The 26,654-nt window shown below is 52.0% G+C and carries 24 protein-coding genes and 1 other RNA gene; 18 read left to right on the top strand and 7 right to left on the bottom strand.

What is annotated here, in order from left to right:
* The first annotated feature begins 4 nt into the window (after nucleotides 1-4).
* Nucleotides 5-2,644, top strand: coding sequence for a PAS domain-containing protein (locus ABXT62_RS07495; protein ID WP_415357980.1), 2,640 nt, complete (start codon nucleotides 5-7; stop codon nucleotides 2,642-2,644).
* Nucleotides 2,645-2,854: 210 nt separating this feature from the next.
* Nucleotides 2,855-4,078 (top strand): EAL domain-containing protein, encoded by a 1,224-nt coding sequence (locus ABXT62_RS07500; RefSeq protein WP_415357981.1) that lies wholly within the window; start codon nucleotides 2,855-2,857, stop codon nucleotides 4,076-4,078.
* A 13-nt stretch (nucleotides 4,079-4,091) separates the two neighbouring features.
* Here ABXT62_RS07500 and ABXT62_RS07505 read toward each other — a convergent pair whose 3' ends face one another.
* Nucleotides 4,092-4,736: a response regulator transcription factor gene (locus tag ABXT62_RS07505; RefSeq protein ID WP_415357982.1), complete on the bottom strand. Its 645-nt coding sequence runs from the start codon at nucleotides 4,734-4,736 to the stop codon at nucleotides 4,092-4,094.
* 271 nt (nucleotides 4,737-5,007) lie between these two features.
* On the opposite strand from ABXT62_RS07505, the gene ffs reads away from it, so the two are divergent.
* The 10 genes from ffs (at nucleotide 5,008) to ABXT62_RS07555 (ending at nucleotide 12,467) form a co-directional block, all read left to right on the top strand.
* Nucleotides 5,008-5,104: signal recognition particle sRNA small type (ffs, locus tag ABXT62_RS07510), an RNA gene on the top strand.
* 304 nt (nucleotides 5,105-5,408) lie between these two features.
* Nucleotides 5,409-7,097: a DNA polymerase III subunit gamma/tau gene (dnaX, locus tag ABXT62_RS07515; protein ID WP_415357983.1), complete on the top strand. Its 1,689-nt coding sequence runs from the start codon at nucleotides 5,409-5,411 to the stop codon at nucleotides 7,095-7,097.
* Between the two features lie 20 nt (nucleotides 7,098-7,117).
* Nucleotides 7,118-7,441 (top strand): YbaB/EbfC family nucleoid-associated protein, encoded by a 324-nt coding sequence (locus ABXT62_RS07520; RefSeq protein ID WP_415357984.1) that lies wholly within the window; start codon nucleotides 7,118-7,120, stop codon nucleotides 7,439-7,441.
* 18 nt (nucleotides 7,442-7,459) lie between these two features.
* The gene (recR, locus tag ABXT62_RS07525; RefSeq protein ID WP_415357985.1) at nucleotides 7,460-8,059 is read left to right on the top strand and encodes a recombination mediator RecR; all 600 of its coding nucleotides are present in this window, start codon (nucleotides 7,460-7,462) and stop codon (nucleotides 8,057-8,059) included.
* 3 nt (nucleotides 8,060-8,062) lie between these two features.
* The gene (rnd, locus tag ABXT62_RS07530) at nucleotides 8,063-9,196 is read left to right on the top strand and encodes a ribonuclease D (protein ID WP_415357986.1); all 1,134 of its coding nucleotides are present in this window, start codon (nucleotides 8,063-8,065) and stop codon (nucleotides 9,194-9,196) included.
* Nucleotides 9,193-9,465, top strand: a complete 273-nt coding sequence (locus ABXT62_RS07535) for a YcgL domain-containing protein (RefSeq protein ID WP_415357987.1) — start codon at nucleotides 9,193-9,195, stop codon at nucleotides 9,463-9,465. Before rnd ends, ABXT62_RS07535 begins: the two co-directional genes overlap by 4 nt.
* A complete protein-coding gene (locus ABXT62_RS07540) occupies nucleotides 9,458-9,895 on the top strand; it encodes a YcgN family cysteine cluster protein (protein WP_415357988.1) in 438 nt (145 codons plus the stop codon). The genes ABXT62_RS07535 and ABXT62_RS07540 overlap by 8 nt, the downstream gene beginning before the upstream one ends.
* Before the next feature lie 10 nt (nucleotides 9,896-9,905).
* The gene (locus ABXT62_RS07545) at nucleotides 9,906-10,256 is read left to right on the top strand and encodes a hypothetical protein (protein WP_415357989.1); all 351 of its coding nucleotides are present in this window, start codon (nucleotides 9,906-9,908) and stop codon (nucleotides 10,254-10,256) included.
* Between the two features lie 157 nt (nucleotides 10,257-10,413).
* Nucleotides 10,414-11,259: an AAA family ATPase gene (locus ABXT62_RS07550; protein ID WP_415357990.1), complete on the top strand. Its 846-nt coding sequence runs from the start codon at nucleotides 10,414-10,416 to the stop codon at nucleotides 11,257-11,259.
* A 32-nt stretch (nucleotides 11,260-11,291) separates the two neighbouring features.
* Nucleotides 11,292-12,467 (top strand): vWA domain-containing protein, encoded by a 1,176-nt coding sequence (locus tag ABXT62_RS07555; protein WP_415357991.1) that lies wholly within the window; start codon nucleotides 11,292-11,294, stop codon nucleotides 12,465-12,467.
* Here the strand turns inward: ABXT62_RS07555 and ABXT62_RS07560 are convergent.
* Nucleotides 12,452-13,228, bottom strand: a complete 777-nt coding sequence (locus ABXT62_RS07560; protein WP_415357992.1) for a TrmH family RNA methyltransferase — start codon at nucleotides 13,226-13,228, stop codon at nucleotides 12,452-12,454. The two genes, ABXT62_RS07555 and ABXT62_RS07560, sit on opposite strands and share 16 nt — an antisense overlap.
* Nucleotides 13,229-13,279: 51 nt before the next feature.
* A complete protein-coding gene (locus tag ABXT62_RS07565) occupies nucleotides 13,280-14,185 on the bottom strand; it encodes an IclR family transcriptional regulator (protein WP_415357993.1) in 906 nt (301 codons plus the stop codon).
* Between the two features lie 204 nt (nucleotides 14,186-14,389).
* Here ABXT62_RS07565 and ABXT62_RS07570 point away from each other — a divergent pair, with 204 nt between their 5' ends.
* Nucleotides 14,390-14,629, top strand: a complete 240-nt coding sequence (locus ABXT62_RS07570; RefSeq protein WP_415357994.1) for a glutaredoxin family protein — start codon at nucleotides 14,390-14,392, stop codon at nucleotides 14,627-14,629.
* Between the two features lie 17 nt (nucleotides 14,630-14,646).
* On the opposite strand, the gene ABXT62_RS07575 is transcribed toward ABXT62_RS07570, so the two are convergent.
* On the bottom strand, nucleotides 14,647-15,087 hold the full coding sequence (locus tag ABXT62_RS07575; RefSeq protein ID WP_415357995.1) for a universal stress protein: 441 nt from the start codon (nucleotides 15,085-15,087) through the stop codon (nucleotides 14,647-14,649).
* A 119-nt stretch (nucleotides 15,088-15,206) separates the two neighbouring features.
* On the opposite strand from ABXT62_RS07575, the gene ABXT62_RS07580 reads away from it, so the two are divergent.
* The 3 genes from ABXT62_RS07580 (at nucleotide 15,207) to ABXT62_RS07590 (ending at nucleotide 18,785) form a co-directional block, all read left to right on the top strand.
* Nucleotides 15,207-15,665: a hypothetical protein gene (locus tag ABXT62_RS07580; protein WP_415357996.1), complete on the top strand. Its 459-nt coding sequence runs from the start codon at nucleotides 15,207-15,209 to the stop codon at nucleotides 15,663-15,665.
* A 108-nt stretch (nucleotides 15,666-15,773) separates the two neighbouring features.
* Nucleotides 15,774-18,437 (top strand): type I DNA topoisomerase, encoded by a 2,664-nt coding sequence (topA, locus tag ABXT62_RS07585; protein WP_415357997.1) that lies wholly within the window; start codon nucleotides 15,774-15,776, stop codon nucleotides 18,435-18,437.
* Nucleotides 18,438-18,536: 99 nt separating this feature from the next.
* Nucleotides 18,537-18,785, top strand: coding sequence for a hypothetical protein (locus tag ABXT62_RS07590; RefSeq protein WP_415357998.1), 249 nt, complete (start codon nucleotides 18,537-18,539; stop codon nucleotides 18,783-18,785).
* Nucleotides 18,786-18,788: 3 nt separating this feature from the next.
* On the opposite strand, the gene lexA is transcribed toward ABXT62_RS07590, so the two are convergent.
* Nucleotides 18,789-19,391: a transcriptional repressor LexA gene (lexA, locus tag ABXT62_RS07595; protein ID WP_415357999.1), complete on the bottom strand. Its 603-nt coding sequence runs from the start codon at nucleotides 19,389-19,391 to the stop codon at nucleotides 18,789-18,791.
* Between the two features lie 427 nt (nucleotides 19,392-19,818).
* On the opposite strand from lexA, the gene ABXT62_RS07600 reads away from it, so the two are divergent.
* Complete coding sequence (locus ABXT62_RS07600; RefSeq protein WP_415358000.1) at nucleotides 19,819-20,559, top strand: S-methyl-5'-thioinosine phosphorylase; 741 nt, start codon at nucleotides 19,819-19,821, stop codon at nucleotides 20,557-20,559.
* A 27-nt stretch (nucleotides 20,560-20,586) separates the two neighbouring features.
* Here ABXT62_RS07600 and ABXT62_RS07605 read toward each other — a convergent pair whose 3' ends face one another.
* Together ABXT62_RS07605 and mfd are read right to left on the bottom strand one after the other, a co-directional pair.
* Entirely contained in the window at nucleotides 20,587-21,519 is a 933-nt protein-coding gene (locus ABXT62_RS07605) for a CsiV family protein (protein ID WP_415358001.1), read from the bottom strand.
* Nucleotides 21,509-24,979, bottom strand: a complete 3,471-nt coding sequence (gene mfd / locus ABXT62_RS07610) for a transcription-repair coupling factor (protein WP_415358002.1) — start codon at nucleotides 24,977-24,979, stop codon at nucleotides 21,509-21,511. Before mfd ends, ABXT62_RS07605 begins: the two co-directional genes overlap by 11 nt.
* A 187-nt stretch (nucleotides 24,980-25,166) precedes the next feature.
* On the opposite strand from mfd, the gene ABXT62_RS07615 reads away from it, so the two are divergent.
* On the top strand, nucleotides 25,167-26,639 hold the full coding sequence (locus ABXT62_RS07615) for a glyceraldehyde-3-phosphate dehydrogenase (protein ID WP_415358003.1): 1,473 nt from the start codon (nucleotides 25,167-25,169) through the stop codon (nucleotides 26,637-26,639).
* Nucleotides 26,640-26,654: the final 15 nt, after the last annotated feature.

Below are 26,654 nucleotides of genomic sequence, written 5' to 3' on the forward strand. Positions count from 1 at the left end.
TGATATGAAGATGAATTTAAAATTGTCACATAAAATCAGCCTGTTCTCTATGGCGGTTACGATGCTAGTGGTTTTCGCTTCCACTGGAGTCGACGAATATATTCAATACTTCAATTCCGTTGAGGACGCCGAGGAGCATATTCAGATACTGGCGGACGTCACTGCATTCAGTATTGCGGCGCCGGCTATGTTTGACGATGCGGCCGCGGCTACCAAAGTATTAGAGGCACTGCGTGTCAACCCCTCTGTCATCTCAGCGCAATTAACCACCTCCGAAGAAAAACCTCTGGCAGAATATCAACGGGTGTTAGGTATTGTGGCAGTGGAGATCAAGCATTTTACGATTCCGGTACGGTGGGAGGGTCAAAAGCTGGGGGAATTGGTGATAGACATGGATGTCTCGGAGCTGAATGATGATTTATTTCGTCAAATATGGATCTCTCTTTTATTGACATTGATGTCGGTGCTCGCCGCAGGGTTAGGTGTGTACTTTATGGTTCATAGAGTGACACATCCTTTTCGAGATTTAAGTAATGTCGCCGAAAAAATTGTGAGCGATAGCGACTACAGCCTGCGCGCAGTCGACATCACCACAGGCGATGAAGTGGGCAGTTTAACAGGTGCGTTTAATGCCATGTTAGATCACATAGAAATCCAGAATTCCTCGCTGCAAGAGTCGCAGATAATCTTGCGCAGCAAAGAGCAGCGGCTTTTACTGGCCACGTCGGCAGCCCGGCTTGGTGTGTGGGACTATGACGTGCGTGGAAACATTATATTGTGGGACAAAAGGATGTCCGATATCTATGGCGTCGAGCACAACCCTGAGGGCCAAAAACCAAACGTATGGATTGACCGCATTCATCCCGATGACCGCGATCGAGTCATTGATGGCTACTACAAGGTGTTAGAGGATGGCGAGGATCTTTTTAGCGCCTTTCGCCTAATATTCGCTCATGGCCCGATCAAATACGTGACGGCAAATGCAAAAGTGCTGCGCGACGCTGATGGCGTTGTGGTGCGTATGATAGGCATTTGCCTTGACGACACCAAGCGCGAGCTTGCGCAAGTGGCATTGAAGAGCGCGGAGAGTCTGTCTCAGGAAAGGTTAACTCAGGCCAATCTGGCAAATACTGAATTATCATTTCAGAAATACGCCCTTGATGAACATGCGATAGTGAGTATTGCAAACGCCAAAGGTGAAATCTTGTACGCTAACGATAGATTCTGCGGCTGCAGTGGCTATTCGCGCGCGGAGTTAATCGGAAAAAACATCAGGCTGGTGGTAAGCGATGCGTATCCACTGAAATACCTTCAACAGATACGGCTAGCAATAGCGGAAGGTAGAACGTGGTCTGGCGATATGGAAAATGTGAAAAAAAGCGGAGATATTTACTGGGTGTCGGCCACCGTTGTTCCGTCAGTGAATGACGCTGGCGAGATAGTGAGCTACATTGTGATCGCCACTGACATTACTGCGGTGAAAACAGCTGAGGCGATGTTGCGTCGATCACAAAAGATGGAGTCGGTCGGTGAGTTGGCGGGTGGGCTGGCGCATGATTTCAACAACCTTTTAGGCATAATTATTGGCAATCTTGATCTAATGAGTGCCCAAGGTCATCTCAACGAAGTGCTACGAAAGCAGCTTGACGTCGCACAGACTGCTGCTCTTAGGGGTTCAATACTGACGCGCAGTCTCCTTGATTTTTCGAGCCGATCAGCGGGGAATTACAGCCCAGTAGATGTTGGCAAAGTCATCAGTGGTTTTGAGGAGTTAATCCGCAAGTCTATCACCGCTAGCGTTTCACTTGAGACATATCTGCCACACGGCTTGTTTAGTGTGGAACTGAACCCTGATGACTTGGAAGATGCTCTGATTAACTTGAGCCTCAACGCGCGCGACGCTATGCCAAACGGCGGTAGTCTAGTTATACGACTACAGGACACAATAATAGAGAGTGCTAGAGTCAATTCTGAAGTCGAAATTGAGCCAGGAGAATACTTGGAAATGTCGGTTAGTGATACTGGCGGGGGTATTAGCAGGGAGGTTCGTGACAGAATTTTTGATCCATTCTTTACGACTAAGGGTAAAGCAGAAGGTACTGGTCTGGGGTTGGCGATGGTCTATGGCTTTGTCAAGCGAAGTAAGGGGTATATATTCGTTTTTTCAGAAATAGGCCAAGGAACGACATTCACAATGTACCTCCCTCGTTCCAAGTTTACAGTCAAGCAACCTGAAGCTCCTGCTCGCATCGCTTCGATGATACCTTCGGGTATTGAGACTATTCTCGTTGTTGACGATGAAGTAGAGCTCGTTGTTGTTGCACAGAGTGTCTTGGAGGAACTTGGTTATACTGTGGTTTGTGCCGACAATGGACCTGCTGCTCTAAAGGTTCTTGCAGAAAACACGACTATCGATCTGGTGTTTTCTGACGTTGTAATGCCAGGAGGAATGAGCGGGCTAGATTTGGCTGCTATTATCACCAATAAGTATCCGCACCTGAAATTACTGCTCACGACAGGTTTCTCCGTTGAAGCTGATAGTCCAATGTCGGTCACTGAATCGAAATACGAGGTGCTCAGGAAGCCCTATAGGGGTATGGAGCTAGCGAAGCGGGTACGAAAGATACTGGATGAGGTCATTTAGAGCGAGCCTCTGGCTGTCAGACTGCTACGGTTAGGCCTACAGAGGGACTCTACTGCATCACTTTTTTTGCGTGTAACTGTAGCGAGTTGCTATATTTCTCACTGAAACTCATTTAAAGTTACTCACCTTTCGTTCTATATATGAGCTAGGGGCGATAGTGAGGAGATTCCGTTATGCATCCGCCCCCGACACACAACGCCACGGTATAACATGAGTAGTGACCTGGCCGCGCCGCCATTTTCTGCACCACAGGTTTATCTAATAGACGATGAACCTGATATTTTGCAGATACTCCGTGACGTGGTGGAGCTATGTGGTCTCGAGGCACATTGTTTTTCCCAAGCAGATGATTTCATCAATGAGATCCAGTGCTTCGAGGGTAGCAATATTCTAATACTCGATTTGCAGATGCCCAAGATAGATGGCATAGAGGTCATTCGTCATCTGGCTAAGATGGAGAATTCTCCCGAATTGATTCTTATGAGTGGGCAAGACTCCGCAGTGCTTAGCGCTGCTGAGAATCTGGCTGTCGCACACGCGCTAGTCGTCCGCGGGACTCTTGAAAAACCTCTGTCGATTGCGCGCCTTCGTAGCATGCTTGAGCCGCAGACAGCGATTCGCAGAACGAAATTGACGGGAGACCTTAAATCAGCTGCCCGCGATGTAAGCGTCGAGGAATTACGGGAGGCCTTAGACCTGGATCAATTTGTTTTGCGTTACCAGCCTAAGGAAGAGTTCGCAGTAACTGGCGCGTCAAAGTATTCTGCGGAGTGCCTGGTGCGATGGCAACACCCTACACAAGGGCTCATCTATCCAGACCGCTTTATCGCACTGATTGAGAGACAAGGCTGGATGCCAGATTTGACGACTATTGTGTTCAATCAGGCTATTAGGCAACAGCGTCAGTGGCAGCAAGACGGCCTGCAGATAAATTTATCGATTAACGTATCGGCTAGCGACATCACGAGTCTGATTCTCCCCGAAACCATCTCAAGATTATTGGCCGATAACGAACTTGATACTACGACAATCACACTTGAGGTGACAGAGAGCGAATTGATGGGGGAACTCACGACGTCGCTGGATGTCCTGACACGTTTGCGCCTAAAGGGTGTGCGCTTGTCTATTGATGACTTTGGTACCGGCTATTCCTCGCTGTTGCAATTATTTCGAATGCCGTTTTCTGAACTGAAGATTGATCAAAGCTTTGTGAGTAAGATGGTTGTGGATATGGAAGCCCTAGCCATCGTCCAAGCGTGTATCTTGCTCGGCGAGCAGTTTAATATGCGGGTCGTCGCAGAGGGGGTTGAAGATCTTGCGACAAAGGAGCTTTTGGCAGAACTGGGGTGTCAGGTCGTACAGGGTTATTTTATTGCAAAACCGATGGCGGCCAAGGATTTAAGGCCGTGGCTTGCGCTTCAGTTGAAACCCTAAGTTTAGGTTAAAGCTAGTGTGAGCTGTTTTCGCCGCCAGTTGTGGCCACATATTCCTTCGCGGTCAGATCCATTTTTACCAGTTCGGCTACTGAGTTGGCCTGCATTTTATTAAGAATATTGGCGCGATGAATCTCAACAGTCCTGCTGCTGATATCGAGAATGCGTGCGATCATTTTGTTTGATTTCCCCTCAGTGATCCAGGTCAGCACCTCACTTTCACGTGCTGTTAGCCGTTTTAGTCGTTGATCGATATCAGAGAACTGCAATTGCTCATAACGGCGCTGCAAATCTACTTCTAGCGCCTTCCTGACACAGCTTAACAATAAGTCTATCTGAGGCGGCTTTTCTATGAAATCCAAAGCGCCGGCCTTCAGCATCTCAACAGCATTTGCAATGGTTGCGTTGCCGGTGAGAAAGATCACCGGAGTTCTGTTCCCCTGTGCAATGAGAGCCTCCATTAGCTCCAGGCCATTCATCTCCGGCATACCGATATCAAGCAGCAGGCACCCCGGGTTCTCCGGGCTATAGGTCAGCATGAATTCACGCGGAGACGTGTAGGTTTTGACCTTAATGTGCGCGGCTTCAAGGATATCGCTGAGAACCCTACAGATATCCGGTTCATCATCGATAACGTATACCGTCGGCTCGGTGGGCATAGTCTGTTCCTTCGTTCAATTATCCAAATTATAGCTTCCAATTATTCAAAGTATAGCCTCGATTGATGATCGAGGCCCACACAGATTGATAATCGGCATGCTGGAAGCCTGACATCTCAGGAACCCTCTTGTCCGAAAAGTGGACTCTCACCGGAGCTCGTTTCATTCGCTGCCATTCAATTTCGCGGCATTGCTTGCAGCCATCCAGAGATTCCCGCAGAATACTGCCGGTCGATGCTGGGCAAAGCCAGTTTAGGCGTTTTGGTAACCCAGGCGGTCCTTCCGCAATGATAGGCAGTGAAATCCGCCAGGCCCGGAAGGGAGCAACGGTAGTTGCCGACTCGTGTGCCGGGGTGTGGCTGTCTGGGTTGCCTCCATTTAGATGATAGACCTAGTAACAATGATAAGATCACGGTTATAAAAGTACGCGATCTGCCTGTTAAGAGGAGCTGACGTGAGGCCCACTATCGGTTTTTGTCAGTATTGATCGTTTTTTGTTCAATTTATGTCCGCGCTACCCCCAACGGGCCACGAGCTCAGCAACCTCAGGGAACGCGTCATTTGGGTATAGGGGACGACGCTAATCACAACTTCTTTAGGCACTGTCTGTTTCTGTCATCCCTGTGCTGGTGTATCCTCTCTCCCTTTCAAGTAGATAAGGTCATTCTAGGAATGTCGTATCAGGTATTAGCGCGCAAGTGGCGGCCGAAGAGCTTCCGAGAGATGGTGGGTCAGGAGCATGTCCTGCAGGCGCTGATCAATGCGCTAGATCATGATCGACTGCATCATGCCTATCTCTTTACGGGTACCCGAGGGGTTGGCAAGACCACCATCGCACGTATCCTTGCCAAGTGTCTTAACTGCGAGGCTGGCGTCAGTTCTGTCCCATGCGGGAGCTGTTCCTCATGCTTGGAGATTGCTGAAGGTCGCAGCGTAGACCTGTTGGAGGTTGATGCTGCTTCGCGTACCAAGGTAGAGGACACGCGCGAACTGTTGGATAATGTCCAGTACGCCCCCACTCGCTCGCGCTATAAAATCTATCTGATCGATGAAGTCCATATGTTGTCCAACCACAGCTTCAATGCGCTGCTCAAAACACTGGAAGAACCGCCGCCGCATGTGAAATTCTTGCTGGCCACCACGGATCCTCAGAAACTGCCGGCCACGGTGCTGTCGCGTTGTCTGCAGTTTAACCTCAAGAATATGCCTCCGCAGCAGATCGTTGGGCATTTGGGCATGGTTTTGGAACAGGAAATGGTCGCCCATGAGGAGGCAGCCCTGTGGCTGCTGGGCCGTGCCGCCGCAGGCAGTATGCGCGATGCACTTAGTCTTACGGACCAGGCGATCGCGTTCGGTTCTGGTGAGGTGGGAGAAGAGGATGTGCGCAGCATGCTCGGTAGCGTGGATCTGGGATACGTCTTCGAGTTGCTGGAGGCGATCAGTGAGGGGGAACCGGCGAAAGTGCTCGGTATTGTGCAGCGAATGTCGGAGTATGCCCCAGACTTCGAAGGCAGTCTGGATGAGCTTCTGTCCTTGATTCATCAGGTGGCCACGGCCCAGATTGTCCCAGACGCGATTGACAATAGCTGGGGAAATGCCGAAAGAGTCACCCAGATTGCTCGCGCTATCAGCGCTGAAGACGCGCAGCTGTTTTACCAGATGGCGCTCAATGGGAAGCGTGACATCGCGTTGTCTCCGGATTCGCGTAGGGGTTTCGAAATGATCCTGTTACGCATGTTGGCTTTTCGTCCGGCCGCGGTTATCGATGAGAATTTGCGGCCTGAAGATTTACAGAGTGTGATGTCACCGCAGATCGTCGCCGGGGAGGGCGACGTTCCCGTAAAAAAGTCCCCTGAGGTACCGGTTGATTTCTCCGGGAATGATGAGAGGGCCAGTGCTCAGTCAGATGCCGTCGAAACGCTTCCCGATGTCGTCGCGCAGAGGGGGGCTGCAGACCGTTTTATGCTGGAATCGCTGTCTTTTGAAAACTGGTTTGAGTTGCTGGAGCTGCTTGGCTTGGTGGGCATTGTGTATAACATTGCCTCGCATTGTGAACTGCATGCCCGAACGGGAGATGCGCTGCAGTTTGGTTTGGATGAGGCCCATGCGGCCCTGTTTAACGCGGGTCACAGCGATAAATTGAAGCTGGCACTGGGAAATTATTTTGGGCATCCCGTCTCCGTGTCTGTGGCCCCTGGTGTATTGCGTGGAGAGACTCCTGCAATGCGAACTATGCGGCTGGCCGAGCGGAGGCAGGCAGAGGCGGTTGTATCTATCGAGGGCGATCCGCAGTTGCAGGCGTTGATCAATCGGTTCGATGGTGAACTGGACCACTCGTCCATCCATCCCACAGATATTTGAGAAGATTATGAGGACGACAGATGAAGGGTGATATTTCGGAGCTCATGCAGCAGGCGCAGAATATGCAGGCCGAGCTGAAAAAAGCACAGGACGAATTGGCAACGGCCGAAGTGCAGGGCGAGGCTGGGGCAGGTCTCGTCTGTGTGGTGATGACCGGGCGACATGATATCAAACGCGTATCTATCGACGATTCGGTATTCTTGGAGGATAAGGAAGTGTTGGAAGATTTACTGGCCGCCGCCGTCAACGACGCGGTACGCAAAGTGGAAGCGCGTAATCGAGACGCAATGTCAGGTCTGGCCTCGGGATTGAACCTTCCCGCAGGCTTCAAGATGCCGTTTTGATAGTTTGCAGTCAGCACAATGAAATTTAGCCCGTCCCTGCAAGATTTGATGGATGCCTTGCGCTGTCTTCCTAGCGTCGGCCCTAAGTCTGCGCAGCGCATGACGCTGCATCTATTAGAACGAGATCGCGAGGGTGCGCTGGCATTGGCCACGGCATTGCGTGACGCCGTTGAGAAGATTGGTCACTGCAGTCTATGCCGTAACTTCACCGAGCTTGAAATTTGTGAACTGTGTTCCGACCCAAAACGTGATGCCAGCATGGTATGTGTTGTGGAGACTCCTGCTGACGTATTGGCTATAGAGCAAAGTGGCAGTTTTCGTGGTCTATACTTTGTTCTGATGGGCCATTTATCGCCCATAGATGGTGTTGGTCCAGCAGAGATCGGCCTGGAAGATTTACAACAGCGCGTCATTGACGAAGGTGTTGGTGAGGTTATTCTGGCGACCAATCCAACGGTAGAAGGGGAGGCCACCGCCTACTACGTCGCTGACATGTTGCAGCCTTTGGGCGTTGGGGTTTCACGCATCGCTCATGGGGTGCCGCTGGGAGGTGAATTGGAATACGTTGATGGCTCGACTTTGGCGCACGCCCTCTCGGGGCGGCGGCTGGTGGACTGAAATATGCAATGGCAACTCATTGAGTCAAGTGAAGCTCTTCGACGTTTGATAGAGCAGGAGTCGAGTTGCGATGTGGTGATCGTTGATACTGAATTTATGCGACGTAACACCTTTTATCCCGAAGTCGCGCTGGTGCAATTGTGTTTTGTCACTGGCGATTCAGTCAGTGACATGGCGTGGTTGATCGACCCCCTAAAGATAGACAGCCCCGAGCCTTTGGCGGCACTACTGACGAACCCCGACGTGCTCAAGGTTCTTCATTCTGCGAGTGAAGATCTCGAAGTGTTTCAACGTTGGCTCGGTGTGTTGCCACAGCCCTTATTCGATACGCAGCGTGCAGCGGCGTTATTGGATCGAGGATTTGGTTTGGGCTATCGCGCACTCGTCCAGGATATCTGTGCCGTGGATATACCTAAAGGTGAGACACGCTCTGACTGGTTGCAGCGGCCGCTCACTGAGTCCCAGTGCGATTATGCGGGGCTGGACGTAACGTGGCTGCTGCTGGTGTGGCGTGAGCTTAACGAGCAGTGTGTACTCCAGGAGAAGCTGCACTGGGTTCTGGCAGATGGTAGTGATGCAATCAGTGTGTTGGGCACAGATGTGTACAAACTTCATACGCGTATTAAGACTGCCTGGAAATTAAATTCGAGGCAGCTTGGAGCCTTGATTGCGGTTTGTCGATGGCGCGAAGAAACCGCCAGAAGCAAAAACAAACCCCGATCATGGATTATTGATGATCAGGCCTGTTTAAAGCTAGCTGTAGAAGATCCTCGTACAGTGAATGCGCTCAGGGATGATATCGGTCTGCCGTCGCCTGTTGTTCGTCGCCATGGAGAGGAGTTGTTGGACCTTCTGACAGCCCATAGGGAGGTTCCCGACCTCGACTTACCGGTGAAATTGCCGCCTCCACTGGATGCAGCTCAGCGAGATCAGGTAAAGAAACTCAAAGCCGAGGTGCGTGAAATCGCCGTTACATTGGCCGTCGCCCCTGAGGTGCTTGTTTACAGCAAAGACTATGAACTGTTGTTGCGTGAGGCTCAAGGCGACGTTTTCGAATTACCTGCCCACTGGCTAGGGTGGCGTAAAGAGGCAATTTTTGTCGTATTGAGGCAGTCTTTAGCGAAGCTCTCGGGATGAGATTGGTGTGTCAGGTATTTAGGAGTTCGCGAAAACAGGAAATGTATCTGTATGTCGACAAGTCTCGTGGATTACAAGACATACCAGACGCACTGATGGCGCAGTTCGGCGAGGCAACGCCCGTCATGGTTTTGCTCCTCACCCCTGAAAAAGTACTTGCTAGGGCAAATGTCGCCGTGGTCCTTGCCGACATAAAAGCGCAGGGGTTCTATCTGCAGATGCCTCCCACGGCGGCAGAGTTATTCGCGCGGGACAATGGGCGTGGCTGACTGGTGGCATGAAAAATCACTGGACGAACTCAGCACTGTGCAGTGGGAAGCGTTGTGTGATGGTTGTGCCAAGTGCTGCCTGCACAAGTTGGAGGATGAAAACAGTGGAGAAATTGCGTATACCAAAGTCCGATGCCGGTATCTCCAGGAGAAAACCTGCCAATGTACGGACTATGAAAATCGTTCAATACTTGTGTCAAATTGTATTGATTTGCGTCCTGCGGATTTGGATGCGCTAAATTGGCTTCCCAGTACTTGCGCCTATCGTCTGCGCGCACAAGATTTGCCGCTGCCGGAGTGGCATCCCCTTGTGAGTGGCAACCGTGATTCTGTGCACGCAGCGGGCGTATCGATACGGGGCCGTGCCATTTCGGATGAATATGTTCATCCCGACGGATACGATGAGCATATTGTGCACTGGGTTGAATAGGAGATAAGGCATGCTAGACGAGAGTTCCTACCTCACGGCAATCTATATCTATGTTGGATCCGCCTGTGTTTTGCTGATGTATCTCGCGTGGTGGCTGAGCCGGCACTGGCCGTCTAGCTGGGTCGCTCTCGTGGTGTTGTTGATGGCCGCGCTATTGCTCACCCCGGCGTATCCCAAGGTGACAGCGGACACTATGGCGCCGGCTTTGATTGTGGCAGTTTTTGAGATCATGACGACAGGGGTTGAAGGAGCCAATGACGCTCTGCGCCCACTGATCTTTATGGCGGGCGCAGCTATCGTATTGGCCCTGTTACTTCGTATGACACTATTTCGTAGGCACAAGAAGTCAAGACTGGAGTAGCCAAGCCAATCGATCTGGGCATCGAGCGTGAGTAGAATGCTTGCATCATCCTCCAAAATGGCGGTTTCGGATGATAGCGGGCGGCTCCTGTATTGATATACCGGCCCTCAATCTGTACCCTGTCGAACTTTCGATATGCTAAAGAGTGATACAAAATATGAAATTTGAAGGAACTGAGCGGTATGTCGCCACCGATGATTTGCGCATGGCCGTTAACGCTGCCGTGACACTGGAGCGTCCGCTACTTATTAAGGGCGAGCCCGGTACAGGTAAGACAATGTTGGCCGAAGAAGTGGCTCTAGGCCTCGGTAAGCGATTGATCCAGTGGCATATTAAGTCGACTACAAAAGCGCAACAAGGTCTGTATGAATACGATGCAGTTTCGCGCCTCAGAGATTCGCAACTTGGCGATGCAAAAGTTCAAGATATTGCAAACTACATCAGGCGCGGAAAGTTGTGGGAGGCCTTCGACGCTGACGAGCAGGTAGTATTGCTGATTGATGAGGTAGACAAAGCCGACATCGAGTTTCCCAATGATCTTTTGGTAGAACTGGATCGCATGGAATTCTTTGTCTATGAAACCGGAGAGACGATCAAAACCAAGCACCGCCCCATTATCATCATAACCAGTAACAATGAAAAAGAACTTCCGGATGCTTTTTTGCGGCGTTGCTTTTTTCACTTCATCAATTTTCCAGATCGCGACACCATGCGCGAAATCGTAGACGTTCACTACCCCAACATCGCCGCAGACCTGGTGCAGGAAGCAATGGAAGTGTTCTTCGATGTGCGCTCTATTCCCGGTCTTAAGAAAAAGCCATCGACCTCGGAACTGATTGACTGGCTGAAGCTGTTAATGGCAGACGATATTCCAGATGAGATTCTCAAGAATAGGGATCACAGCAAGGCTATTCCTCCACTGTACGGTGCTCTGTTGAAGAATGAGCAGGATGTCCACCTGCTTGAGCGTTTGGCATTCATGCATCGCAGAGAGACTCGCTAGAGCGCGCGCAGCAGCGCCACGTTGGAGCTTACATGCTGATCAATTTCTTTCACGGCCTCAAAGAAGCGGGTATCCCTGTTACGACACGCGAGTTGCTTGACCTTATGGAAGGTCTCAAGCGACACGTCGCCTTCAGTGATATGGATGACTTCTATTATTTTAGTCGGACCTGCATGGTCAAGGACGAGAAATACTTCGACCGTTTTGATCGCGCATTCGGGGCGCATTTCAAGGAACTGGAGGGACTCGACGATATTATCGAAGCTTTGATTCCCGACGATTGGCTGCGCTCTGAGTTCATGAAAAATCTGACTGACGAAGAAAAGGAAAAAATCGAGTCGTTAGGCGGCTTAGAAAAGCTAATTGAAGAGTTCAAGAATCGCCTAGAGGAGCAGAAAGAACGGCACGAAGGCGGCGACAAGTGGGTGGGAACCGGAGGTACATCACCGTTCGGTCAGGAAGGCTATCATCCCGAGGGCATCCGGGTTGGCCCCAATGGCGGCAACAAAAAGGCGGTTAAGGTTTGGGATAAGCGCGATTTTAAGAACCTTGATGACAGTGTTCAGCTTGGAACGCGTAACATCAAAGTGGCGATGCGACGTTTGCGGAAGTTTGCCCGCACCGGCGCGGCGGATGAGCTAGATCTTGATGACACCATCAGTTCCACCGCGCGCAATGCGGGGATGCTTGATATTAAAATGGTGCCCGAGCGCCACAATGCTGTAAAGGTCCTGCTGTTCTTTGATGTCGGTGGCTCGATGGATCCGCATGTAAAAGTTTGTGAAGAGTTATTTTCAGCTGCGCGTACCGAGTTCAAGCACATGAAAAACTTTTATTTTCATAATTTCGTTTATGAGAGTGTGTGGGGCAACAATATTCGGCGTCACAATGAGCGCACGCAGATGTTGGATATTTTACATAAGTACAGCCGCGACTATAAAGTTATATTCGTGGGGGACGCTTCTATGTCGCCCTATGAAATAGTACAGCCCGGGGGTTCGGTAGAGCATTGGAACGAGGAATCAGGCGAAGTTTGGATGCGTCGGCTGCAGGATGTCTACGACAAGATCATCTGGATCAACCCTACCCCTGAAGAGGACTGGCAGTTTACCCAGTCTGTGGCCATCACTCATCAACTTTTGGAGGGAAAGATGTATCCGCTTACCCTCAAAGGTCTGGAAGAGGGGATGGCTTACCTTTCTAAGTGAGGTCCGTAGGCGATCAGGCTCGCGGTCACCGCCACATTGAGAGACTCTACGCCATTGCGCATTGGAATGGATAGCTGTGTATCTGCCAGTGCCTTAACCTGAGCGCTTACGCCGTCCGTCTCATTCCCCAGCACATAAACGCAAAATGCTCCGGCGCGATGATTAAACAGCGAAATCGGTGCCCCCGCTTCCAACATACATACTTGCGAGCCTTTGTCCTGACAAAGTTTAAGTGCTTCTGGCAAGGCAGGGTGCAGTAGCAGCGGTGCTCGGTAGAGCGTTCCGGCACTGGCCTTGATTACCAGAGGGCCAAGGGCTGCCGTCCCTTTTTGCGCAACAATAATGCCGTCGATCTCTCCGGCTGCAGCAGAGCGAATGATCATGCCCAGATTTTGTGGATTGTTGATGCCATCCAGTGCCAATAGTCGCCGCGGTTTTTCTGCCGGTTCGCTGAGGTAATGCGTCAGTTGCTGGAAAGAAGGACACAGGACGTCGAGGGCCACGCCCTGATCTTGTTTACCATTTTTGGAGAGACGCGCTAATGCTTCTCTACTGTGTATCTTGATCGGTATGCCACGCTTTTGCGCACACTGCCGTATGTCTGCGACGATGCCTGCTTCGCGATTGCTTTCAGCTAGATGCAATGCATGACACTCTAAAGACGTATCCTGTAGCGTTTCCAACACAGGCTTGCGCCCATAGATTGTTAGCATTCGATCAAAGAAGGACTTTTTGTCAGCGTAGTGGGATTGGTCAGGCATGGGTGGTCAAGGCGTTACGGACTACCACAGTATAGTACTGGTTTGTAACGCTCAGTTCACGCTTTCCTGACTGCTGGCGAGGGCGGTGACTCGATCGGCAGATTCTTTAATACGCGCGGCAATATCTTCAATTTGAGCGCCCGTGATGGGTTTATCAAAAGATCCGGCGACAAAACACATGACCGGGACTCCGGTGTAGACAAAAACAGGCACAGTGATGGTGCTGATTTCATAGCGTGCCTTCGGGTCTACCCTGTCCAGATGATAGTGCTCATCGCAGAGGTCATGCTGGTATTGGTTTGCAGCGTCTTCAAGCTCAGTGAGGCTCCAGGAGTTGTGGATACGCCCCAGCTCTGCTCGCAACTGTGTTTCAGCCTCTGTTTTGAGGGTGACCTCATAGCCACGGGCGCGGATGGCGATAAGTGATACTCGCAGTTTTTGATCCAGTTTCTCGTTGTAATCGCCGCGTGAGTCATGTGCTCTGGTCAGCCAAGCCTCGAGATATTTTGCATCGGAGAACGCGGTAAAGCACGCTGCCACCGGTGCTGTATTGGGTAGCCGTAATCCAAGCTGAAATGAATCAATCAATAGCGTGGCGTGACCGTAAAGGGCAAGTAATACCTGATGCAACTTGGAGCGCCCAGTAACTGCAAAGCCGATTCCGAGATCATTTTGGAGCGCCTCCAGCTCTGGTCTGGCGTATTCCAATACGGGAAACTGTGAGAAGGCTGCGTTTCCGGCTGCGATAATCGATGGCCCGAGCCGATAGGCCTTGGTTTTGGGATGCTGAACCAGAAAGCCGTAGTTGGCCATCGTGGTAAGAATAGCGTGGCAGGTAGCCTTATTAAGATTCAGTCGCCGAGTCATTTCGGTAAGGCCAAAAGCCTGATGCGGATTGGCCATTAGCAGGTCAAGTATAGCCAGTGCTCTCGCGGTAGGCTGGGAAAAAAGCGCCACTGTATTTCTCCGAGGGTATAATCTTGCATCAGGCTCGTTTTATCCTGAGAAGGGACTACGGTATATAGTATGTATTTTTGTACTCAGTTCTCAATCTTACAGCCAGCCACCATGGTATTTCAAGGTTTAACGTCACTTCCTCTCGGTGCGATTGCTGTAAAAGCATTCGCGGAAATGTAAGGGCATCGAGCCAAGGAGACATATTTGAGAGTATTCAGGCTTTATGGGACAAGCGCCTGCCATCTGTGTGAGCTGGCACATAATATGTTGCAGGTGCAACAATCAACGATGGGCGGATTTAACGTCGAAGAACTGGATGTCAGCGATTCCGATGCGCTGTTTGAGCGCTATGGCGTTCGCATACCGGTGTTACAACATCCGGATAAAAGGGAGTTGGACTGGCCTTTTTCGCAACCCGAGCTACGAGATTTTTTAACATCCTGATCGGGGCAAGCGGGGCTTTACGTGTCTTGTCCGACTCGCACTGCGAGCACATCGCAGTTGGCGCCGTGCAATACACCGTTTGCGGTGGAGCCCATTAACAAGGCCAGCCCATGACGTCCGTGGCTGCCCACGACGATCAAGTCGGTCTCAAGTTCTGCCGCCTTGGTGTGTATCTCCACCTCCGGTTTGCCGAGGACGATATGTTGATGTTGCGCATCAATATTGTGTGTTTCAGACAATCGCAGCATTTGCTGGCTAGCCTGCTGGTGTATCTCTTCCTGTATTCCAGAGAAATCCATAGGAATATCACCGCCATAGGCAAAGCTGAGTGGCTCGATAACATGAATCAAATGTAATTCAGCGCCGTCGGGATCAGCAATCGCGCGGCCCCGCTGAAGTATTGACGTCGTGTCCTCACTGAGGTCGACGGCGACTAGAATGTTTTTGTATTGAGACATGACTTTGCTCCAGAATGACAAGCTAGCCTCATTTATAGCATACAATACGCGTCGAACAACCCAGCCCAGGCTTTATTTTAGTCGGCATTACAGGGGGTTGACCTGAAGTGGGCGGATGAATGTTGACATATTTTATTATTATATTTGTTGTAGCACTGGCGCTGGCGCCACTGAGCCATTTTCTTCCCTCCAAGAGACAGCGTAAAGTTGCCGGTATGCGCGAGTATGCTGCCGTGCATGGCATGTTTGTCGAGTTTCGCGCTTTGCCCGATGTCGGTGGCGTCCCATTGTCTGCCTCCGTTTCAGGCGGGCAGGTCATCTACTATGGTCGTCGGTTCCCAAACAAGCGAGCTGGTCCGATAGAGTCTGGTACTTGGGTGCATGCCCCGGAGGGGTGGCGCAGCTTGGGGAATCGGTTGCCCGTGCCCGCGCAACTGCAGGCGCTGTCGGTAGATATAAGCGTGGCCGCCGTAGACCAATTCAGTTGCGGTATTTACTGGACGGAAGCATCTGGGGAGGAAGGTGTGGAGCAAATAAGACAGGTTCTCGAGGGGTGGTGTGAGCAATTAATACGTTGAGAGTTGTTGTTTTCACTTGACCCGAGCGACATAGCGACTTATATATGCTGCTTTTTCGCGCCTTCTCATCTGGCGTAGACTGAATTTTTGTGTGTATGAAAGGAGTTTATGGGTAAATCACTTGTTATCGTAGAGTCACCGGCGAAGGCTAAGACCATTAATAAGTACCTGGGGCCGGACTTCATCGTAAAATCAAGCGTTGGCCACATCCGAGATTTGCCGACTTCCGGCAATAACATCAATCAGGCTGACCCCAAAGCGCGGGCTGCGCAGGCTGCCCGTACGCGGAAGATGGCACCGAAGCAGAAAGCGGCTTACAAGAAAAAGAATGCGAAGCAACAACTTGTCCGGCGCATGGGTATTGACCCTGATGATCACTGGGCGGCAAGTTATCAGGTACTCCCTGGTAAGGAAAAAGTCGTCAGCGAGCTGACAAAGCTCGCTGCCAAGGCCGATACCATTTATCTTGCGACCGACCTTGATCGCGAGGGGGAGGCGATAGCGTGGCATTTGAAAGAGGCAATAGGGGGAGACCCGTCCAGATACCAGCGTGTCGTATTCAATGAAATTACAAAGAAGGCGATTACTGAAGCCTTCGAGCGTCCATCTATTCTGGATATGGACCGTGTCAATGCTCAGCAGGCGCGCCGGTTTTTAGACAGAGTGGTGGGCTTTATGGTGTCGCCCCTACTGTGGTCCAAGGTTGCCCGAGGCTTGTCCGCCGGTCGGGTACAGTCGGTTGCGGCGCGCTTGATCGTAGAGCGTGAACGCGAAATACGCGCCTTTGTGCCAGACGAATATTGGGAAATTCATGCCGACCTGGAAGGAACTAAAGGCGAAGAAGTTCGCTTTCAGGTACGCAAGCACAACGGTGCAGATTTTAGACCTAGCGATGAAGTTAGCGCTATGGCTGCGAATGCTGAGCTGGAAAAACTACCGTATATCGTAAGCAAGCGAGAGGACAAGCCTACTCGCTCCAAAGCGCCAGCGCCTTTCATCACCTCTACCTTGCAACAGTCTGCCAGCACGCGGCTTGGTTTCAGTGTTAAGAAGACCATGATGATGGCTCAGCGTCTCTATGAGGCCGGTTACATTACCTATATGCGCACGGACTCGACGAATTTAAGTGCTGAAGCAGTGGCGGCCTGTCGCGGCTACATAAGCTCGAACTTTGAGCCGCTTTACCTGCCTGAAACAGCAAAGATTTTTTCATCCAAAGACGGAGCCCAAGAGGCTCACGAAGCGATACGTCCATCGGATGTGACGATACTGCAGACTGCCCTAAACGGTATGGAAAGAGATGCTGAGCGACTCTATGAGTTGATCTGGCGTCAATTTGTTGCCGGACAGATGTGTGATGCCGAATACACTTCAACACTGGTCACCTGCAGCGCAGGTAATTATGAGCTGAATGTTAAGGGTCGTATTGTTCGATTTGATGGCTATACCCGTGTGTTGGTGCCTGCAAGCCGTAAAACGGATGATGCAGTGTTGCCCGATATCGTGGAGGGGCAGACTCTGAAGCTGCTCAAACTCGATCCAGTCCAGCATTTTACTAAGCCTTCTTCGCGTTATGGTGAGGCAAGTCTGGTGCGTGAAATGGAAAAACGCGGTATTGGACGACCGTCAACTTATGCATCCATTATTTCCACGATCCAGGATCGGGGTTACGTGAGACTGGACAATAAGCGCTTCTATGCTGAAAAAATGGGCGATATCGTCACCCAACGTTTGCAAGCCAGCTTTACCGAATTATTGGACTATGGATTCACCGCCTCCATGGAAGAGAGGCTCGACGAAGTTGCTCAGGGCAAACTAGAGTGGCACGCCCTCCTAGACAGTTTCTACGCTGAATTTAGTGGCCTGTTGGAGAAAGCGGGGGAGGATGAACCCGCCGGCATGCAGCTCAATGAGCCGACTATGACGGATATCGAGTGCAGCACATGCAGTCGTCCGATGCAGGTGCGCACTGCGAGTACTGGCGTATTTCTTGGCTGCTCCGGGTATGCACTGCCACCTAAAGAGCGTTGCAAGAACACACTCAACCTGACCGCAGGTGATGAAGCGATCATGGAGGATGCTGATGAAGAGGCGGAGTCGAGACTGCTGCGTGCCAAGCACAGGTGCTCGTTGTGTAATACCGCGATGGACAGCTATCTTATCGACGAGGGCCGCAAGTTGCATGTGTGCGGCAATAATCCTGACTGCTCTGGTTTTGAGGTAGAGGAGGGTAAGTTCAAAATAAAGGGCTACGAGGGCCCGATTCTGGACTGCGATAAGTGTGACTCGCAAATGCAACTTAAAAACGGTCGCTTTGGCAAGTACTTTGGGTGCATGGCGGAAACGTGTAAGAATACACGCAAGCTTCTGCGCAGTGGGGAGGCAGCACCGCCCAAGATGGACCCAGTACCGATGCCGGAACTGGAGTGCCAAAAAGTCGAGGACCACTACATCTTGCGCGACGGTGCGGCAGGCCTATTTTTGGCCGCCAGCCAATTCCCTCGCAATCGGGAAACGCGAGCCCCGCTGGTGACTGAGTTGCTGGCGCATCAGTCTGAAATTGATCCCAAGTACACCTTTCTTTTTAGTGCGCCAACCGCAGACAAAGAGGGAAATCCGGCTCAGGTACGGTTTAGCCGAAAATCTAAGGAGCAGTATGTGATGACTGAGAGCGGCGGCAAGCCAACGGGTTGGAAGGCGCTGTATCAGAAGGGTAAGTGGCTTGAGGAAGCGGCTCCGACAGGCCCGAAACGCGCAGCAAAAAAGACCTGAATGCGCGCAGGGGTCTCTAACAAACGAGAAATTGTGGAGGCAGTTCTGCTCGGCTGCTGTTAGAATAGCAGCCGACGCTAACGGATTGAGGTTTGTTGAATGCCAGCATCACTGCTTGAAATAGTCGATCGTGGAGATGGAGAAATTGTCGTGCAGCGTGCTGATGATGAGTCAGAGCCGTTATTAACAATCCAGTTTTCTGACGAAGCGCGTGCCTACATCATGGACAACGGTCTTGAAGTTGCCAGAGTGATGATTCAGGCGGGTATTCAAGCGGCTGCGGCCATTTCTGAATCTGGAAATGACGAACTGGAGACGGCGCAGGACTCGCCGCGAATACTGCACTAAGCGTTAATTTCCACGACGCAATACACCGACACTGAGGCCTTCGATACTGAAGGCCTGTTCCCGCAGATCTACACTTATCGCCTGATAGTCACGGTTTTCCGGCAGCAATTGCAGCAGATGCTTTTTGTTAGTGAGCTGGAGGCGTTTTACAGTGACCTCGTCATCTATGCGCGCCACAACAATGTCGCCATTTTTTGCAACTGGGGTGCTATGCACCGCAAGTAGATCTCCGTCGAGAATTCCGACGTCAATCATACTGTCTCCCTGTACCGTCAGGAAAAAGTCTGCATGTGGTTTGAAAAAATTTGAAGGCAAAGAGCAGTAGTCTTCTACGTGCTCCTGCGCCAATATGGGATGCCCCGCGGCAACTCGCCCTACGATCGGGATGCCTGCGCTCTCGGGTAATCGGATGCCACGTGAAGCACCTGCGATCATTTCAATCGCCCCCTTACGTGCTAGAGCCTTGAGATGCTCTTCAGCTGCGTTGGCTGACTTAAATCCGAGTGTGCGCGCGATGTCGGCTCGGGTAGGAGGATAACCCGTGTCTTCAATGTGATGGCGTACAATATCCAGCACCTGTTGCTGCCGTTGCGTCAGTTTTTCCATTGCAAGCACCCTATGTGGTTTTATACAGGTGCTGTGATTATATACAGTATTAGCGGGGAAAGACAATAGCGCCTCAAGCGCCTAGATTATGCGTCAGAGTGGATATGGCATGCGATTTTCGAAGCGCTCTCAGTTATCCTCGACACCACACAGGGTATCAGGTTCAATTGAATTCACTGCGCTGGTCGTTGTAGTGCGCTAGTGGCTCGCTGTGTGGTGCAGATAGACGTTATCCGTTTGAAAAGCCGTATAATTTTTATCGACCAGAGCGAGATAACCTTGATTTAGACAGCTCCGCCTGCGCTAGCGGCGGGCACAGAGAGGAAGAGACATTGAGTATGCTGACCCATTTTTGCCATAGCAGTGCAGATCGCGAATTTCTGCCTTGTGTTGTGTGCGTGGAAAACACAACGCAGGCGCACACAGCATGAGGCCGCTTGCCATTATCGGAGGGACCGGAATCGATGACCTAGAGGGTCTGGAAGTGCTCAAGGAGCACTGTGTACAAACACCCTACGGAGAGCCCTCCAGGCCGATACAGGAAGGGCGGTTGGGGGAGCACTCGTTGTTTTTCCTGCAGCGTCACGGCAGCCCCGGAGCGATTCCACCCCATCGAATTAACTACCGTGCCAATCTGTGGGCGCTTAAGTCCATGGAGGTTGGCGCGGTGGTCGCCATAAACGCGGTGGGCGGTATTACAGAATCGATGCGACCCGGACGCTTAGTGATCCCGCATCAGGTCATTGATTACACCTGGGGGCGTGAACATACGTTCGACGAGGGACAAGAGGATAAGTTGATGCATATCGACTTTACCGAGCCCTATGAGCGAGGGTTGCGCATGGAGCTGCTGGCCGCCGCGGATTCTGCCAATATCCCCCATGAAGCCTCAGGTGTTTATGGCGCCACTCAGGGGCCACGTCTTGAAACGTCGGCGGAGGTGCAGCGTATGGCGCGCGATGGATGTGATGTGGTTGGCATGACAGGCATGCCCGAAGCTGCTTTGGCATGCGAACTCGGGCTTCCGTATGCCTCGGTGTGCATGGTGGTGAATCCTGCCGCCGGCCTTGGCGATTTGCCTCTCACCTTGGCCATGATGCAAGACATTCTGCTGCGAGAGGCTGCCGTTGTCAGGCAGCTACTAAACCAACTACTGCGAAATCGTTGAGTCTCTTCGCGTCATTGATGTATTGGGCTACTCTGACTTGGCTTGCGGCTTAGCCTGCGACCTCGGATCAGGCAGTGGCGTTATTTTCACGATAACGCCGAGCATGGGATGATCGATGTAGTGCACTTCGCCACTGCGCATGCGGCGTGTCTGATATAACCGAACGGCATGGCGGAAGGGGTAGATTGGCTCAAGTGTTTCTGCGCTCTCGGTGATCGTGATGAGGGTTGAGGGTACCCGCTGAAACTCAAGATCGATTGCCGGATCTGCGGTGATGGTCTCACGCTGGGGCTGCTCTGGCTCCAACTCCAGCTCCAGCTCTGGCTCTGGCTCCAGCTCTGGCTCTGGCTCCAGCTCTGGCTCCGGCGCCTCAAAAATGAGGGAAGAGGGCCCTATTGGGGGCGCTGGCATACGCCAAGAGCCCGGCAGGTATTCGCCCCGGGTGTTGAGCCACAGGTTAGTTTCGAGGTAGAGGTAGCGAGCGACGTAGAGCTTGATCGTTCCTTGCAACTCAGGCCATGCTCCTCCATCCCCTGATCGATCCAGTACAATGGGTCTTGCGTTGGCCTGATCGGTCATCTGCTGATTCCAAGCCTCGTGAAAGAGTATTTGATAGCGGCTACTGCGCTGTATCGCGGCGGCTTTGTTGCGCAGCGCTTGTTGGCTAGAGGGGAGGAGGGTGAACGCCGCCGGTTGCACTGGGGCTGTTGGTGTCGCTTGCTCGGACTGAGATATGACTACTGGCGTGCTGACTTCATCTGCCAGCAAGCGTGATGCGCTGGGGTATGCAAGGTTTGGTGTCGCGTCCCATTGCTCAGCGTCGTTCCCCGCAGGATGACTAAACACTATCAGCTCAACCTGATACCACGTATCTGTCTTGGCCTCGGTGGACAGCGGGAATAGCAATGCCGCACAGACGAAGGGCAGGGCAAATTGCGCGAGTAGTCGGTCAGGCATCATCGGTGCTCTTATTGGGTTCTGTGATAAAAGTGTCCATTAGCTGCTCAAGGTACCGTTGCCGCTCATCGATGTCAGGTAAACGTTGCTCGAAACGCAGCCTCGTGGCTCCTGCCAGCTTGAAAGAGCGGGGGTCTGATTGGACCAACTTGACCAGGCTCATAGGATCCACAGGCGTTGTCACTTTGAAATCGATACTACCACCCTCAGGTCCTGCTTCAATAGTACGGATCCCCAGATCTTGAGCTTTGAGGCGCAATCGGGATACCTGAAATAGGTTATTCACGGGCAGTGGCAACAGGCCGAATCGGTCAATCATTTCGACCTGCAAGCTCCGCAACTCGGAATCACTGGCAGCGGCGGCGATTCGTTTGTATAAAATGAGCCGTCCGTTGACGTCTGGCAAGTAGTCATCGGGGATCAACGCTGGTGCGTGCAGGTTTACTTCTGTGCCCTGGTCCAGCGGTGCATCAACATTGGGTATCTCCCCGCGCTTCAGTGATGCAACGGCTCTTTGTAACATATCCATATACATGGAGAAGCCGACGCTATGGATTTGACCGCTCTGCTCATCGCCAAGCAATTCTCCGGCGCCACGGATTTCAAGATCCTGAGTGGCCAGCAAGTAGCCTGATCCTAAGTCACCGGCGGCCTCAATGGCCTCCAGTCGCTTACCTGCATCTTTGCTGATCGCGGAGCGCGGGGGAGTGAGAAGGTAGGCATAGGCTTGGTGGTGAGATCGTCCAACCCGTCCGCGTAACTGGTGCAACTGTGCCAGGCCCAACTTGTCAGCACGGTCAATAATAATGGTGTTGGCATTGGGGATATCAATGCCCGTTTCAATGATTGTGGTGCACAGGAGGACGTGGTGGTGTCGGTGGTAAAAACTCGACATCGTCTGCTCCAGTTGGGTTTCGGGCATTTGTCCGTGAGCGACAGCAATATTGATGTCCGGCAGTAGCTCGCGCAGTTTGCGTGCGGTCTCCTCTATCGTTTTTACCTCGTTGTGCAGGTAGTAGACCTGGCCGCCGCGCAGTGTTTCACGCAGCACCGCTTCTTTGATCAGTGCGATATTGTGCTCGCGCACAAATGTTTTGATAGACAGCCGCCGGGCTGGTGGAGTGGCGATGATAGACAAATCACGCATGCCACCCAGCGCCATGTTCAGTGTTCGCGGGATTGGTGTTGCGGTCAGCGTCAGGATGTCGACTTCTGAGCGCAGAGCCTTGATGACTTCCTTCTGCTTTACGCCGAATCGGTGCTCCTCATCGATAATGAGAAGTCCTAGATCGTTGAAGCGAAAATCATTCTGCAGCAACTTATGCGTGCCTATTAAAATATCGACGCCGCCGGAGGTTGCTCTGCGCATGACCTCGGTCAGTTGTTTGGCAGATTTAAAGCGGGATACCACCTCTACCGTTATGGGCCAGTCGGCAAAGCGGTCACTAAACGTATTGTAGTGCTGCTGCGCTAATAGCGTAGTCGGAACCAATATGGCGACCTGTTTTTGGTTGCTGGTTGCGACGAACGCTGCGCGCAATGCGACTTCGGTTTTACCAAAACCGACATCACCGCAAACGAGTCGGTCCATGACTCGAGGGCTGTACATGTCTTCAAGAACAGCGCGAATAGTCGCTTCTTGGTCCGGGGTTTCCTCAAAGGGGAAGGCGGCGCAGAACAGTGCATAGGCCTGATCCTGCGACTCAAAGATATAGCCCTCGCGTGCTTCACGACGGGCATAGACTTCGAGCAGCTGCGCCGCGATATCGTTGGCCTTTTCACTGGCTTTGCGACGTGCTTTTTCCCATTGGTCAGAGCCCAATTTGTGCAGAGGAGCCGTTTCGGGGTCGGAACCAGAGTACCGGCTGATGAGGTGTAGTGATGCGACCGGAACATACAGGCGCGCACCCTGAGCGTACTCCAGTGCCAAAAATTCAAACTCCTGCGCATCTACTGATAATTTTTGCAAGCCTACGTAGCGGCCCACACCGTGTTCCAGATGCACCACAGCAACACCCTCACGCAGCTCGTTCAGCGCTTTAAAGGCGTTGGCCTGAACACTCTCATCGCCTTTCTTGCGACGCCGACGTTGCGCGACGCGATTGCCAAATAACTGCGCCTCACAAACCAGAGTGGGGTGGTCGGGCCCAAAATACAGTCCACGGTCAAGTGGGGCCGTGGCAATAGCAAAGCTCAAGCCTGAGTCAATGAAACACTGCCAGTCATCTATGGCGGGCGGTTCCAGCTGGAGCTCACGCAGAGACTCCAGTAGCACTTCTCGCCGTCCTGCGGATTCAGCGCACAGTAATACAGGACCTGCATGGTGTTGAAGAAATCTTGCCAGATTGTCCGTAGGAGACTCGCCGTGATGGTTGCTGGCCAGATTAGGAGGTGGTTGGACAGCCGTCTGCTGGTGCACGCTTGCGTCCGGGTTATGGCGTAATTCCAGTACCGGAAACCGCTTGAATTGTTCATACAGTTCTTCAACAGGGGCGAAGCACCGTTTTGGCGGTAACAGCGGTCGTCGCGGGTCTACGCCATATTCTTCGAACCGAATACTGACCTCATGCCAAAAATGTTGTGCTGCGCCGTGATGATCTCCGGTGGTGATGATTGCCGTGTTGTCTGGGAAGTAATCGAACAGCGTTGCGCACTGTTCAAAGAAAAGTGGCAGGTAGTATTCGCATCCGCCTGGACTGCGCCCCGCGCTGACGTCGACATAGGTAGGACACAGATCATGATCAACCTCGAAACTGTCATACCAATTCATCTGGAACCTTCGAACGGCCGATGGTTCCAATGGGTATTCGCGGGCGGGAAGGAGGTTTATGCCGTCCACCTTGGCGACGGTGCGTTGGGTCTCGGGGTCGAAGGTGCGCAGCGAATCAATTTCGTTATCCAGTAGGTCGATACGAAATGGCAGCTCAGTACCCATTGGATAGACATCTAGCAGCGAGCCGCGTAAGGCGAATTCGCCATGCTCGTAGACGGTTTCGACGTTGATATAGCCGTTGCGTTGGAGATTGTGACGAAACGTTGCGACATCCAACGTTTGCCCAGCCTGCAGTACGAGACTTGCACCTGCGATATATTCTGTTGGGGCCAGTCGGTGCATCAGTGTTGGCACTGGCACAATCATGATGCCTTCGGTCAGGTTAGGCAGTCTGTAAAGTGTGTTAAGCCGCTCCGAGATGATGTCCTGATGGGGTGAAAAATTGTCGTAGGGGAGGGTTTCCCAGTCTGGGAAAGCCAGAATTTCGCGGGGGCCCTTCAGAAAAAAGGGCAGTTCACGTTCCAGCGCGAGTGCAGAGCTGGTATCAGAGGTGACGACCACCAGCAGGCGCCCGGGAACAGCGAGCTCCGCGATGCAATGTGCGTCGGCGCAGCCGCTAAAGGGGCCAAGAGAGGAGCGCGAGCCACACTTTTGTGGCCATGGCGTTTTTTCAACCAGATTGGTGAACATAGAGTGTCAGTCGCTTATGCGGTAGGGTCATGCTGGGTGTTGAGGTGCGCGATTATAGCGGAGCCGCGCCAATCGCCATAGGGCTAGTCTTTACAGACCGTGAATTTGACGCATATCAGCTTGCACCACATTAATCGTCGGACAATAATACACGCCCTGAATTTACTTGGAAAATCAAAGGTATAAGATGACAAACCAACCCAAGCGAGCGCGTCCTGACGACTACTTCAAAGACTGGAAGCAGCGCGAGGCACTGGCTGAAGGCATGATTCCTCTGGTGGGGCAATTGTCCCGAGAAAAGAACGTTAAGTGTTATATCTACGGTAAACCACTGGTCAATCGGTCGGTGTACCAGATAATGAAAGACCACCGCTATGTGCGGCAGGTCGCAGGAAATGAATTGTCCGAGAAGGAGACGTTTCCTGTGTTTAATCGGCTGAGCCAACTGGATTTGGGGCCGGCACATATCGATGTGGGTCGTTTGGCAGTAGGGTATTCTTTGCAGGGCACAGCTGACGGCTTGAGTCTGGAACAATACCTAGACCGGGAATTGGACTCTCTGATAGGGTCCACTGGCAAGCCTCTGATCGAGCCGCAGGACGTGGTGCTGTATGGTTTTGGCCGCATTGGTCGCCTTCTGGCCCGTATTCTGATTGATAAGACTGATGGTGGCGATTGTCTGCGGTTGCGAGCCATTGTGGTGCGTAAGGGTAAAGCGCCCAACGATCTTGAAAAGCGTGCAAGCCTGCTGCGCCGAGATTCGGTACACGGGCCTTTTGAGGGCACGATACGCGTCGATGACGAGCGCCAGTCCTTTGTCGCCAATGGCAATGAGATCAAGGTTATTTATTCGGACGCCCCTGATGCCATTGATTACACTGAGTACGGTATTCACAATGCGATTATCATCGACAACACCGGTGTGTGGCGGGACGAAGCAGGACTTTCGAGGCATCTGCAGAGTAAAGGCGCTAGCAAAGTTATTCTGACGGCCCCGGGAAAAGGCAAGCTTAAGAATATTGTGGCGGGCATCAACAGCGACCTGATCGAGTCTTCTGACAATATTATTTCTGCTGCGTCGTGCACCACCAATGCAATAGTGCCACCCTTGAAAGCCATGGACGACGAGTTTGGGATTGTCGCCGGGCATGTCGAGACGGTACATGCGTATACGAATGATCAAAATTTGATCGATAACTACCACGATGCATCGCGTCGCGGTCGTAGCGCACCGCTCAATATGGTGATTACAGAGACCGGCGCCGCAGTGGCTGTGGGTAAGGTGCTACCGCAACTGGCAGGAAAGTTGACCGGGAATGCTATTCGAGTTCCCACGCCCAATGTGTCTATGGCAATTCTCAATCTGACCCTAGCCCGGGAAACAACGACTACCGAGGTGAATGAGTTTATGCGTTATCAGGCGCTGCATTCGCCGTTACATCAGCAGATTGATTATTCTGCCTCGCCTGAAGTGGTTTCCAGTGATTTTGTCGGGTCAAGGCATGCTTGCATTTTTGATGCCAAGGCCACTATCGTCAACGGGAAACATGCTGTGCTTTATTTGTGGTACGACAATGAGTACGGTTACAGCTGCCAGGTCCAGCGGATATTGGAGCAGATGGCTGGGATCAACTACGCTGTGTACCCGCAAAAAGGCTAAGACGCCGGGGTGTTT

The sequence above is a fragment of the Halioglobus sp. Uisw_031 genome (genome assembly GCF_047729875.1).
GTDB lineage: Bacteria > Pseudomonadota > Gammaproteobacteria > Pseudomonadales > Halieaceae > Marimicrobium.